A 13,615-nucleotide genomic window follows, 5' to 3' on the forward strand; every position below is an offset into this window, starting at 1 on the left:
ACATATCGATATTTTTTATCTTTATCTTACTGATTCTAAACCTTATTAATCTTTATGTAACGATACATTTTTTGTGGTTTTTAGGAATCATTTTACTTTGGATTGGCATAAATGCAGTTGGATCTTCCCTAATTTCTTCCAATTATCATGTAAAAGCCTATTGCAATAATTCATCAGAAACAGAAAAAAAAATAGCCATTACATTTGATGACGGACCCAGCGTTTATACTTTGGAAGTGTTACAGCTTCTGAAAAAATACAACGCAAAAGCCACTTTTTTCTGCATTGGAAAAAATATTGAAACACATCCTGAAATTCTAAAACAAATTATCGACGACGGTCATTTGGTTGGAAATCACTCGTACAGTCATTCCAAATTTTTTGATTTTTATAATCAAGATAAAATCCACAAGGAAATCATAAAAACAGATCAGCTTCTGGAACAGTTCACTCCGGGAAAAATAAACTTCTTTCGTCCGCCTTACGGAGTTACAACACCATCGATTAGAAGAGCGTTAAAAGTTACTGGACACAAAACAATTGGCTGGAATATTCGTTCTCTTGACGGGGGAACAAAAAATCAGGAATTAATTTTAAACCGAATAATTAAACGTGTTTCTCCTGGCGGAATTGTACTTTTGCATGATACAGGAGCACATTCTGTTTTGGTCTTGGAACAGTTTTTGCAATTTTTGCAGCAGAACAATTATCAGGTCGTTTCGATCGAAGAACTTTTGAATCTTAAAGCTTATGCAAACTAAAATATATCAATTCTTATTTTTAATTCTTTGCAGTTTCAATGTATCGGCACAAGAACAAAAAATGACAGCGGCAGAAATATCTCAATTTAAAGAAGATGTAAATGTGGTGGCGAAAAAAATCAAAACTTTAAGTACTGATTTTGTTCAGTACAAACATTTGGATTTTTTATCAAAAGATATTGAAACCTCTGGAAAAATGGTTTTTAAAGAACCTGCACTTTTGCAATGGCAGTATAAAAAACCATACAACTACAGCATTACTTTTAAAAACGGAAAAATCCTGATTAACGACGAAGGAAAGAAAAGCGCTGTTGATATTGGCGACAGTAAAATCTTCGCCCGAATCAACAAATTAATCGTAGGAAGCGTAAGCGGGAATATGTTTGATGATAAAGAATTTACGATTTCATATTTTAAATTGAAAGGTCAGAATCTTGCGAAATTTATTCCGAAAGATGCGACGCTTAAAAAATACATCAAACAAATTGAACTGACTTTTGATAAAGAAGAAGCAACTGTGGTTCAGGTAAAACTATTAGAATCATCTGAAGATTATACCCGAATTGTACTTAAAAATAAAGTGATCAATGCAAAAATCGACGATTCAGTTTTTACTAATTAATTGCTTTCTGGCAATTGTTTTAATTTCTTGCTGCTCGGTCTCAAAAAATTATACGCCTAAAAAATTAGACAAAACGTCTTATACCGTTCCTTATTTTACTGATTCAAAAACCGATTATGTTTACAAAACCAACATCAGTGTTTACGGAAATGAATTGACTGGAATTTTTATTGCCAAGAAAATAAACGACACCACACACCGAATTGTTTTTACGACGGAATTCGGAAATAAATTAATGGATTTTGAAATTTCTGAAAACGATTTTAAAGTCAACTCAATTGTTTCAGAATTAGACCGTAAAATATTAATCAATACTTTAAGAGAAGATTTTCGTCTTCTTCTAAAAAAAGAATATTTGATTCAGGAACAATTTGAAAACGAATCGGCAGATATTTATAAATCAGCAGATGGAAAACGTGATAACTTTATATTTATCTCTAAAAAAGATCAAAAATTAGAAAAGATCGTTCACGCTTCTAAAACAAAAGAAAAATTTACACTATTTTTCAACTCAGAAAACAATATTTTTGCTGAGAAAATTCAAATTATTCACCAAAATATAAAGCTTAAAATCGAGCTGAATTATTTTAAAACAGAATAGAAATTTAAACTAACCATAAAATTAAACTAATCAAAAGATGAAAAAAATAACGTTAATTGCATTCATTCTATTTATTGGAATTAAATCTCAAGCACAAGTAAAAGTGAGTCCTGGACTTAGAGGAGGTTTGAATTTTTCGACATTAACCAATATCGATGATAATAGAAGTAAAACCGATTTTTATGTGGGTGGCTTAGTAAACATTAGATTTAATAAATATTTTTCGTTACAGCCTGAAATTACATATTCAAGACAAGGTGATGAAGGAAGATATTTTGAAAACGGCCGTTATTATTCTGAAAAGTATGAATTAAATTACCTGACACTTGGTGCGGTTGCAAAATACCATTTTGGAGGAAAAGGTTTTCATATTTTAGCTGGACCATCTTTAGATATAAAAGTTAGTGATAATTACATCAATACCAATCCTGAAGGTTTTGACCTTGCAATTGTTGGAGGTGTTGGTTATACACTGCCAAATGGACTAACGTTTGAAGCTAGAATTAAACAAGGATTAATCGATATTTATGGTTACGACGGTATTGATAACGATTACTACTACGATGATGTAATCTTAAATCAAGTTTTTCAAATTGGTATTAGCTATACTTTTAAAACAAGATAATGCAGTGTAAAAAATCAGCACATATTTTATTTGTTTTTTTTGCTATTATAAAACTCCAAGCGCAGGATTTTAAACCAGGATTACGAGGCGGTTTGTCATTATCGACTATTTCAGAAATGCACGCCAATTACAAACCTGATTTTTATTTTGGAGGTTTTGGAGAAATCAATTTGACAAAAAAATATGCGCTTCAGCCCGAAATAAATTATGTAAGACAAGGATCTAATAATGTCGCAAGAAATTATACAGATCCTGATACGAATACTGAAAGAATAGAACATCTGGATTTAAAACTAGAATATCTATCGCTTTCAATGATCAACAAATTTACATTCGGACAAGGTTTTCAGGTTTTATTCGGGCCCTCTCTGGATATTCGCATAAATGATAATTTAGTACTCAGAAAAAATTATAATGATTTCGCATTTGTTGCAGGACTTGGGTATCGCATGCCTTCTGGTCTTGCTTTTGAGGCCCGTTTTAAAAAAGGATTTTTAGATATTCTCGACAGCGATTATTATCATAATGACACAAATAGTCATTATCTCTTTGGCGATTACAATACAAATATCAATTTTCAAATAGGTATTTCGTACTCATTTGATACGAAATAAAAAAACAAAATTATGGTTCTAAAAGACTTTTACGAAGTAATTTCACAAGAAAAAACTGGCGATTCTAAATTTAAAATTCGTATATTAGTTAATGCCAATCATGAGGTTTTTAAAGGTCATTTTCCTGGAAACCCAATTATGCCGGGCGTTTGCATGATTCAAATTATTAAAGAATTGACAGAAACAATTACTGAAAGTTCATTGATGATCCAGACTTTGTCTAACGTAAAATTCATGGCATTGATTAATCCGGAAATCAATCCGGAGCTTCTTTTGGAACTTGACATTATAACCACAGAAGATGATTTGGTAAAGGTGAAAAACACCACATATTTTAACGAAACCACAGCTTTGAAATTAAGCAATGTGTATAAAAAATTATAATTATGAAATTACTAGTATCATTATTCCTATGGATCAATTTTGCCGCGACTCCAGATTTGGCATCGATCCGAAAAATTTATCCTGATGTTGCAAAATCAGAAACCAATGCGAAAGAATTTACAGAAAAACTTTCGAGCATTTCTAACAACGACGAAAAAATCCTTGTCGCTTACAAAGCCGCTTCAATTTTAGTAGATTCTAAATTTGAGAAGAAACTAGGTGAAAAAATCGAGCGTTTTAAAGAAGGGGCAAAACTTCTGGAAGCAACCATCAAAAGCGACCCAAGCAATATCGAAATGAGAATGATCAGACTGAGTATTCAGGAAGATGTTCCAGGAATTACGGGTTATAAAAAAAATATTAAAGAAGATAAAAAATTCATCACAACGTATTATGCGGCGCAAAGTGGTGCTTTAAAAGAATACCTAAAAGAATTTGTTTTACAATCTAAAAGCTTCTCTGAAAAAGAGAAACATTTTGTGAAGTAAACACACGAAAATTTCCAAATGAAACCTACTTTATCAAGGCAAGAACTGCTTCATTCAATATCATTCTGCGTTATTGTTCCCACATACAATAATCAAAAAACATTGAAAAGAGTGCTGGATTCTGTTTTAGATTTCACGTCAAATATCATCATTGTCAATGACGGTTCTACTGATGAAACGGGTGACATTTTAAAACAATATTCGCAGCTGACTCAAATTCACCATCCCAAAAATATGGGAAAAGGAAGAGCGCTGCGAAATGGTTTTAGAAAAGCCATTGAACAAAATTTCGAATATGCCATCACGATAGATTCTGACGGCCAGCATTTCGCTTCTGATATCCCAGTTTTTTTAGAAGAAATTTACAATCAACCCAATTCTCTTTTAATTGGAAGCCGAAACATGACACAAGAAAATGTGCCGAGAAAAAGCAGTTTCGGAAATAAGTTTTCTAATTTTTGGTTTAAGTTCGAAACTGGAATCGCGCTTGAAGACACACAATCTGGTTTTAGATTGTATCCTTTGAAATTAATCCCAAAACGATTTTACACTAATAAATTTGAGTTTGAAATTGAAGTAATCGTGCGATCGGCATGGAAAGGAATTCCAGTTAAAAATGTTCCCATTCAAGTTTTGTACGATCCGGCAGAACGCGTTTCGCATTTTCGTCCCTTTCAAGATTTTACCCGAATCAGTATTCTTAATACCGTTTTGGTAACCAATACCTTATTATATATTAAGCCTCGCGATTTCTTTCGGCGAGCAAAAAAAAAAGGTTTTAAAAAATTCTTTTTAGAAGATATTTTAGAAAGCAACGATTCTAATTTCATAAAATCAGCTTCGATTGCTTTAGGAATTTTTATCGGAATTTCGCCTTTTTGGGGATTCCAGACTATACTCCTTTTTACTTTCGCAGCTTTATTCAGGCTTAACAAAGTAATCGCTTTCTTGTCATCAAATGTAAGCTTTCCTCCTTTTATTCCGCTTGTAATTTATGGTTCTTTAAAAACAGGAAGTCTGTTTATATCCAGCGACGCCCCATTAATATTAGATAGTTCAGCCACACTCGACGATATTCAAAAAAATGCTGCACAATATATCGTCGGAAGTCTTATTTTAGCAACCGTTTTAGCACTATCAGCTGGATTGGTAAGTTATGCACTTTTAAGCGCTTTTAGTTCTAAGAATAAACCAAATATTTAAGTTAAGTTTGCCACAGATTAAAAGGATTAAAATGATTTTTACATCCAGTTTGTCAAGCTGATCGAAGTCGAAGCCCCCGTTCAATTGGAAAGTTCTTCGACTTCGATCAGGGTAATAAACTAATGCTAATCTTTTAATCTCTGGCAAAAAATAATAAAAATCATGCATCAATACTTTTACGCCATTCATTTATTTGTAACCCGAAGAAAATCCCTTTCGGTTCTACTGGCTTTTTTGATGCTTTTGGTTTTTGGATTTTTCGCTTCGCAGATTAAATTTGAAGAAGACATCACCAAACTTATTCCCGCAAACGACAAAGCCGATGCCACAGCAAAAGTTTTAAAACAACTAAATTTTGCTGATAAAACAACCGTTATTTTTACTCTCGAAAAAAACGGATTTGCCGAGGATTTAAAAGAAATGGCTTCCATTTTTTCAGACAGCGTTTCTAAATCCTGCAAACCATATATCTCAGGAATCCAGGGAAAAATCGACGAAGAAAATATTCAGGAAACCATTGATTTTGTTTACAATAATCTGCCTTTATTTCTAGACGATAAAGATTATGCTGCTATCGAAAACAAACTCCAGAAAGACAGTATCGAAGCAACCGTTCAAGGAAATTACAAATCGATTATTTCTCCTTCAGGATTTATTACCAAAGATTTTATTTTACAAGATCCGCTTGGGATTTCTTTCATTGCTTTAAAAAAATTACAGCAATTAAACATTGGCGACGATTTTACGCTCGACAATGGTTTTGTCATGACCAAAGACAAAAAGAAATTACTTCTTTTTATCACGTCTGATATATCATCGAGTGAAACTGAAAAAAACAGCATTTTTGCCGAAAAGCTAAAATCGATTCAAGAAAATTTAAATACCCAATTTAAAGGAAAAACATCTGTAAGCTATTTTGGTTCTGCCTTAATTGCTGCTGCCAATGCGAAACAAATTAAAAGCGATATTGTTTTAACAACTTCAATCGCAATGTTTACCTTAATGCTGATCCTGATTTTGTTTTACAGAAAAGTATTGATTCCATTAATTATTTTTCTTCCAACCGTTTTTGGAGGTTTATTTGCCGTTGCATTTTTGTATTTTGTAAAAGAACAAATCTCAGCAATTTCACTCGGTATTGGATCTATTTTATTAGGAATCACAATCGATTACTCCATTCATATTCTTACGCATTACAAACATAATAGCGACGTAAAAACTTTGTATAAAGACATTACAATGCCTGTTATTATGAGCAGTTCAACAACTGCGGTTGCTTTTCTATGTCTGCTTTTTGTAAAATCTGATGCGTTAAATGATCTCGGAATTTTCGCTGCGGTCATCGTTATGGCTTCAGCAATTTTCTCTCTTTTGATTGTTCCTCATTTGTACAAACCAAAAGAAAATCCAGCCGATCATAAGAAAAATGTCATTGATAAAATGGCGCATTTTTCATTTCACAATAATAAATTCCTAATCGGTTTTTGCATAATCATTACCATCATCTGCTGTTTTACTTATAATGATGTTGGTTTCAACAACGATTTATCACAGCTGAATTTTGTCCCAAAAGACATTAAAGCTGCCGAAAAACAATTAGAAGAAAGCACTAGTTTAACTTCAAAAACCATTTATGTTGCCGCTTATGGAAAAAGCATGGAAGAAGTACTGCAAAATAACAGCCTACTTTTTATCGATTTATCTGCAGCAAAACAACAGAACAAAATTTTGAATTTCAGCTCTGTGGGAGGAATTGTGCTTTCTCAAAAAGAGCAGCAGCAAAAGATTGAAAAATGGAATTCATTCTGGAACATTCAGAAAAAACAATATCTAAAATCAGAATTAATTGCCGAAGGTTCTAAGCTAGGATTTAAACCGACAACCTACTCTCAATTTTTCGATCATTTAGATATTGATTTCAAACCTGTTTCAGCCAACAATTATTTAAAAATTCAGGCGCTTGAGTTAAAAGAATTCATAACCGAAAAAAATGGTTTTTATACCATTTCAACTTTAGTAAAAGTATCTCCTGAACAGCGCGACGCTTTTGTAAAATCGGCTTCTGCAAAAGAAAATCTCATTGCGATTGACCGCCAGCAGATGAACGAAACTTTTTTCAGCACTTTAAAAACCGATTTTAATTCACTTGTAAATTATTCTTTTGTAGCTGTAATTCTGATTTTGTTTTTCTTTTTCAGAAGAATCGAATTGGTCATTATCAGCTGTATTCCAATTGCTTTAACGGGAATTGTAACGGCAGGAATTATGGGCATTTTTGGCATTCAAATGAATATTTTCAGTATGATTGTCTGCACACTGATTTTTGGCCACGGAGTTGATTTCAGTATTTTCATGACCAGTGCGTTACAAAAAGAATATACTAACGGAAAAAATGAAATTGCCATTTACAGAACGTCAATTATTCTAGCAGTAATTACCACCATTCTGGGAATTGGCGCAATGATTTTTGCCAAACATCCGGCGCTGACTTCTATTTCATCGGTTTCATTAATCGGGGTTTTTGCTGCCTTGATTATCACTTTCATTTTTTATCCAATTCTCTTCAAATTATTTTTGTCGAATCGTCCTAAAAAAGGAAATCCTCCGTTTAAACTGCGAACTTTTATTCATGGTGTAATTTCATTTGCATATTATGGTTTGGGCGGAATTGTAATGTCGGTTTTCAGTTTTACGCTAATGCCAATTCTTCCGCTGAGCGCAAAAACAAAAATGAAGGGCTTTAGATATGTGGTTTCCAAATTGATGAAAACAGTATTGCATTCAAACCCTTTTCTTCACAAAAAAATCATCAATACTTATAATGAAACTTTTGAAAAACCAGCCGTAATTATTGCCAATCATTCTTCGTTTATCGACATTTTGGCAATTGGAATGTTAAGTCCAAAAATCATTTTTCTAGTAAGTGATTGGGTGTACAACTCTCCTATTTTTGGCGGTATTGTTAGAAAAGCGGGTTTTTATCCCGTTTCGGAAGGAATAGAAGATGGTGTTGAACATTTGCGTAAAAAAGTAAATGAAGGATATTCGTTAATGGTTTTCCCAGAAGGAACACGTTCTGAAAACAACGTTATTAAAAGATTTCATAAAGGCGCGTTCTTTTTAGCCGAAGAATTTAAACTGGATATTATTCCCATTGTCATTCATGGAGCTTCAGAAGCAATTCCTAAAGGTGATTTTGTCATTCATAAAAGCCAGCTTACACTTACTATTTTAGAAAGAATAACTCCAGAAAATCTTTCGTTTGGAAATAATTATGCCGAAAGAACCAAACAAATCAGTTCGTTCTTCAAAGCAGAATACCGCAAAATTCGTCAGGAACTCGAAGGTCCTGAATATTTCAAAAAAATGCTCATCAACAGTTACGATTATAAAGAAATTGAAATTGGCGACAGCGTCAAAAAAGATTTAAAACAAAATCTAGAAACTTATTATAATCTAAACAAATACATTAATCCGAAAGCCAAGATACTTCATTTAGGCAATGATTACGGACAATTAGATGTGTTATTAACTTTGCAGGAAGCACAGCGAAAAGTATTTTCTTTTATTGATGATGAAGAAAAAATGCTGGTGGCCAAAACAAATTATTTCTTAAAAAAGAGAAAAATCGTGTATTTGGATCAACTAGAATCTGCATTTGAAAATCAATATGAAGTACTTTTAATTTCAGACGAAATTTTTAAAGATGAGATTGAAAAAGTTATTTCAACTATTCCATCAGTAATTTTGGTGAATTCTCCAGCTTTAAAAAGTCAGTTAATCAGCGCTGGTTTTGAAATAGTTTCTGAAGAAGATAATCTAATCGTTTTGAAGAAAAAATAATGAAAGCACAATACGATGTAGTGATTATTGGCAGTGGTTTAGGCGGATTAGTTTCGTCTATCATTTTGGCTAAAGAAGGCTACAGCGTTTGTGTACTCGAAAAAAACAATCAATACGGAGGAAATCTTCAGACTTTTGTTCGCGACAAAACGATTTTCGATACGGGAATTCATTACATCGGGGGTTTAGAAAAAGGACAAAATCTCTACAAATATTTCAAATATCTGGGCATTATCGATCAGCTGCATCTTAAAAAATTAGATGAAGATCGTTTCGATATCATTTCTTTTGAAAATGATCAAAACGAATATCCACATGCTCAAGGCTATGAAAATTTTGTAAAACAGCTTGCTGATTTTTTTCCTGACGAAAAAGAAAATCTCACCAATTATTGCAAAAAATTACAGCAAACCTGTGATGCATTTCCCCTTTATAATTTAAACTGGAAAGGAAAATACGATACCGAAATTCTGGAACAAAACGCAAAAGAAATCATTGATTCCTGTACAGAAAATGAAACTCTGAAAGCTGTTCTGGCAGGTTCAAATTTTCTGTACGCCGGAATTCCAGATAAATCGCCTTTTTATGTTCATGCGCTTTCGATCAACTCTTATATTCAGAGTTCGTGGCGATGCATTAACGGCGGGAGCCAGATTACCAAGCAACTTTTAAAACAGCTGAAAAAATACGGCGGGGAATTTTATAAATACAAAGAAGCTACCCGTTTCAATGTTGAGGATAATAAAGTTGTTTCGGTTGATTTAAAAGATGGAACACAAATTTCAGGTTCACTTTTTATTTCGAATATTGAACCTAAAACAACTTTAAAAATGGCAGGAGAAGCAAACTTTCGAAAAGTCTTTTTTAATCGTATTCAAGATCTCGAAGATGTAATTTCGGCTTTTAGTTTGTACATCGTTTTTAAACCCGAAAGTTTCAAATATATCAATCATAATTTTTATCATTTCAAGAATAGTTCTGATGTCTGGACGGCTCAGGATTACGATGAAAATTCATGGCCAAAAAGTTATATGGCTTCGATGAATGCTTCTAAAAAAGAAGAAATCTGGGCAGAAGGCATGACTTTTTTAACCTACATGAAATACAAAGATGTTGAACCTTGGGCCGATACTTTTAATACAACTGCCGAAGAAAGCGACCGTGGTGAAAGTTACAGGGAATTTAAAAACCGAAAAGCTGCTAAATTTTTGGATGAAATCGAAATCAAATTTCCAGGAATCAAGAAGTGTATAAAATCGGTTCATACTTCTACTCCATTATCATATCGCGATTATATTGGCGGACACAACGGAAATATGTACGGATATGTTAAAGATTCTAATAATCCCATGAAAACGATGATTCCGTTAAAAACTAAGCTGGAAAATCTGTATCTTACGGGCCAAAGTACCAACATGCACGGCGTTCTGGGCGTTACGATTGGAGCCGTAAATACATGCTCTGAAATTATTGGAAGAGAATATCTGGTTACTAAAATCAATAAGGAATCTGAATAAACAACAATGAAAAACCGAGTTTTACTTTTCTTATTTACCGGTTTTTTAATGCTCCTTGTTTCATGCGGAACATCGAAATCGATGCACCATAAACCCGATCTTTCCCAATATAATTCTGAAAAACCAACCGTTATAAAAAAATCAGATTCGGTATTTGTTTCAGGGAAAAATTCCTTTTTAAAAAATAAACAAGGGCTTTGGGAATTGTATGTGGAAGGCGATCCGTTGGAAATTGGTTTAAACACAGGCGCTCTAACCGATTCACTTTTGAAGAAACAACAAAAGATTTTCTTCTCTAAAATAAACGATTTTATTCCATCCAGCTTTCAGCAAAAACTGCTTCGACAGTTTCTAAAATGGTACAATCGAAAATTATATTTAAATGTTCCTGAAGAATATCAAACCGAAATTTATGGTGTTTCAGAATATACTTCGGATGAATTTAACAACATCGCACCAAAATACCAACGCGGTTTGTATTTACATGGCGCTCACGATATTGGGCACGCTTTACAGGATTTAGCTTTAGTAGGCTGTTCGTCTTTTGCGGTTTGGAATGAAAAAACGGAAGATGGCAGTTTAATTCTTGGGCGAAATTTTGATTTTTATGTTAATGACGCTTTCGCGGAGAATAAAATCATTGCTTTTATAAATCCGAAAGAAGGACATAAATTCATGATGGTTACCTGGCCGGGAATGATTGGCGCCGTTTCTGGAATGAATGAAGAAGGTGTAACAGTTACGATAAATGCTTCGAAATCTAAAATTCCGTTGATTGCCAAAACGCCTATTTCAATTTTAACTCGCGAAATTTTGCAGCATGCCAAAAATATAGATGAAGCAATTGCTATTGCAAAAAAGCGAAAAGTATTTGTTTCTGAATCGATTATGGTGGGAAGTGCCAATGATAACAAAGCCATTTTGATCGAAGTTTCTCCCAATAAAATGGATGTTTATGATGTTCCAAATACAGATCAGTTAATTTGTTCCAACCATTTTCAAGGCGAAGCTTTTGCAGCGGATAAACGAAATCAAGAACAAATTGTAAACAGTCATTCGGAATATCGTTTTGAAAGAATGCAGGAACTTTTGTCTGAAAATAAAACGGTGAATCCTGAAATTGCTTCAGAAATTCTAAGAAATAAAAACGGTCTAAAGAACATTGAATTGGGTTATGGTTCCGAAAAAGCCTTGAATCAATTAATGGCGCATCATGGAATCATTTTTAAACCAAAAGAAAAACTAGTCTGGATTTCGGCAAATCCGTATCAGTTGGGTGAATTTGTATGCTACGATTTGGATTCTGTTTTTGGGAAAAGAAAAAATGATTTCAAATCTTTTCAAATTGAAAATCTAAATATTGCCAAAGATCCTTTTCTAAAAACTACTGCTTTTCAGAACTACAAAAAGTTTAAAATTGAAGACCGCAAAATGGATTCTTTTTTGGACAAAAAAGAAACGATTTCTCCAGAATTTATTCAGAACTATCAATCCTTAAACCCTGATTATTGGGTTGTGTATTATAAAGCAGGATTGTATTTTTACCAAAAAAAAGAATTCAAGCAGGCTCAGCTTAATTTTGAAAAAGCGTTGACGAAAGAAATCACCACTTTGCCTGAAAAACAACAGATTGAAAAATATTTAAAAAAGATCAAAAGAAAATTAAAATGATTCCAGCAATAGAAAAAGATTCTTTAGAAGAAATTAAAATTTTTCAAGAAAAAAAATTAGCCGAACTTTTAGCGTACATCAGCGAGAATTCTCCTTTTTATAAAAGACTTTTTGCTGGACAAAATATTGATATTTCAAAAGTAAAAACACTTGAAGATTTACAATTTTTACCTGTTACTACAAAAGAAGATTTGCAACAATATAATGATGATTTTGTATGTGTTCCACAACATAAAATTATCGATTACGCTTCAACATCTGGAACATTAGGAGATCCCGTAACTTTTGGCTTAACCGATTCTGACTTAGATCGATTGGCTTATAACGAAGCTATTTCATTTGCTTGCGCCGGAATTGTAGAAGGCGATGTGGTGCAGTTAATGACAACAATTGACAGAAAATTTATGGCCGGACTGGCTTATTTTTTGGGTCTTCGAAAATTAAAAGTGGGTGTAATTCGTGTTGGTGCTGGAATTCCAGAAATGCAGTGGGATTCGATTTTAAAATACAACCCAAGTTATTTAATTACCGTTCCTTCTTTCCTTTTGAAATTAATTGAATACGCCGAAATTCACGGAATCGATTATAATAATTCGAGCATAAAAGGTGCGATATGTATTGGAGAATCTTTGAGAGAACAGGATTTCTCCATGAATATTTTATCGAAAAAAATCACCGATAAATGGAATATTAAGTTGTTCTCAACTTATGCTTCTACCGAAATGAGCACAGCTTTTACAGAATGTGAGTATGGAAAAGGCGGACATCATCATCCGGAATTAATCATTGTTGAAGTTCTGGACGAAAATAATATGCCGGTTAAAAACGGTGAAACCGGCGAACTTACTTTTACAACTTTAGGAATTGAAGCAATGCCTTTGCTGCGTTTTAAAACCGGTGATATTGTGCAGTTTCATAACGAACCTTGTGAATGCGGCAGAAACACATTACGTGTTGGGCCAGTTGTGGGGCGTAAAAAACAAATGATTAAATACAAAGGAACAACCTTGTACCCGCCAGCGATGAATGATGTTTTAAGCAGTTTTGACAATATCGAAAATCACTTGATCGAAATTTCAACAAACGATTTAGGTACAGATGAAATCCTAATCAAAATTGCGGTGAAAAACCAGTCTCCAGAATTTCTTCAGGAAATTAAAGATCACTTTAGAGCCAAATTAAGAGTAACACCAAAATTAGAATTTGTGCCAAAAGAAATTCTAAATCCAATAGTTTTTAATCCAATGAGCCGAAAACCAATTCGATTTTTTGATTATAGAACCTAG

12 protein-coding genes are annotated in these 13,615 nt (G+C 33.2%); all 12 read left to right on the top strand.

Features of this window, described 5'->3' with window-relative positions; genetic code table 11:
* The first annotated feature begins 71 nt into the window (after positions 1 to 71).
* The 12 genes from J0383_RS10770 (at position 72) to J0383_RS10825 (ending at position 13,615) form a co-directional block, all read left to right on the top strand.
* A complete protein-coding gene (locus tag J0383_RS10770; RefSeq protein ID WP_239023320.1) occupies positions 72 to 761 on the top strand; it encodes a polysaccharide deacetylase family protein in 690 nt (229 codons plus the stop codon).
* Positions 751 to 1,383, top strand: coding sequence for an outer membrane lipoprotein carrier protein LolA (locus J0383_RS10775; protein ID WP_207298380.1), 633 nt, complete (start codon positions 751 to 753; stop codon positions 1,381 to 1,383). The genes J0383_RS10770 and J0383_RS10775 overlap by 11 nt, the downstream gene beginning before the upstream one ends.
* The gene (locus J0383_RS10780; protein WP_207298381.1) at positions 1,349 to 1,984 is read left to right on the top strand and encodes a hypothetical protein; all 636 of its coding nucleotides are present in this window, start codon (positions 1,349 to 1,351) and stop codon (positions 1,982 to 1,984) included. Before J0383_RS10775 ends, J0383_RS10780 begins: the two co-directional genes overlap by 35 nt.
* Before the next feature lie 37 nt (positions 1,985 to 2,021).
* Positions 2,022 to 2,609 (top strand): porin family protein, encoded by a 588-nt coding sequence (locus tag J0383_RS10785; protein WP_207298382.1) that lies wholly within the window; start codon positions 2,022 to 2,024, stop codon positions 2,607 to 2,609.
* Complete coding sequence (locus tag J0383_RS10790; protein ID WP_207298383.1) at positions 2,609 to 3,223, top strand: outer membrane beta-barrel protein; 615 nt, start codon at positions 2,609 to 2,611, stop codon at positions 3,221 to 3,223. Before J0383_RS10785 ends, J0383_RS10790 begins: the two co-directional genes overlap by 1 nt.
* 12 nt (positions 3,224 to 3,235) lie before the next feature.
* Positions 3,236 to 3,607, top strand: a complete 372-nt coding sequence (locus tag J0383_RS10795) for a 3-hydroxyacyl-ACP dehydratase (protein ID WP_207298384.1) — start codon at positions 3,236 to 3,238, stop codon at positions 3,605 to 3,607.
* 2 nt (positions 3,608 to 3,609) lie between these two features.
* On the top strand, positions 3,610 to 4,095 hold the full coding sequence (locus tag J0383_RS10800; RefSeq protein WP_207298385.1) for a hypothetical protein: 486 nt from the start codon (positions 3,610 to 3,612) through the stop codon (positions 4,093 to 4,095).
* A gap of 18 nt (positions 4,096 to 4,113) precedes the next feature.
* Positions 4,114 to 5,298 (top strand): DUF2062 domain-containing protein, encoded by a 1,185-nt coding sequence (locus tag J0383_RS10805; protein ID WP_207298386.1) that lies wholly within the window; start codon positions 4,114 to 4,116, stop codon positions 5,296 to 5,298.
* A gap of 162 nt (positions 5,299 to 5,460) precedes the next feature.
* A complete protein-coding gene (locus tag J0383_RS10810) occupies positions 5,461 to 9,141 on the top strand; it encodes a 1-acyl-sn-glycerol-3-phosphate acyltransferase (protein WP_207298387.1) in 3,681 nt (1,226 codons plus the stop codon).
* Positions 9,141 to 10,658, top strand: a complete 1,518-nt coding sequence (locus tag J0383_RS10815) for a phytoene desaturase family protein (protein WP_207298388.1) — start codon at positions 9,141 to 9,143, stop codon at positions 10,656 to 10,658. The genes J0383_RS10810 and J0383_RS10815 overlap by 1 nt, the downstream gene beginning before the upstream one ends.
* 6 nt (positions 10,659 to 10,664) lie before the next feature.
* Positions 10,665 to 12,329 (top strand): C45 family autoproteolytic acyltransferase/hydolase, encoded by a 1,665-nt coding sequence (locus tag J0383_RS10820; RefSeq protein WP_207298389.1) that lies wholly within the window; start codon positions 10,665 to 10,667, stop codon positions 12,327 to 12,329.
* Entirely contained in the window at positions 12,326 to 13,615 is a 1,290-nt protein-coding gene (locus tag J0383_RS10825) for a phenylacetate--CoA ligase family protein (RefSeq protein WP_207298390.1), read from the top strand. The genes J0383_RS10820 and J0383_RS10825 overlap by 4 nt, the downstream gene beginning before the upstream one ends.

The organism is Flavobacterium endoglycinae (genome assembly GCF_017352115.1).
Lineage (GTDB): Bacteria > Bacteroidota > Bacteroidia > Flavobacteriales > Flavobacteriaceae > Flavobacterium > Flavobacterium endoglycinae.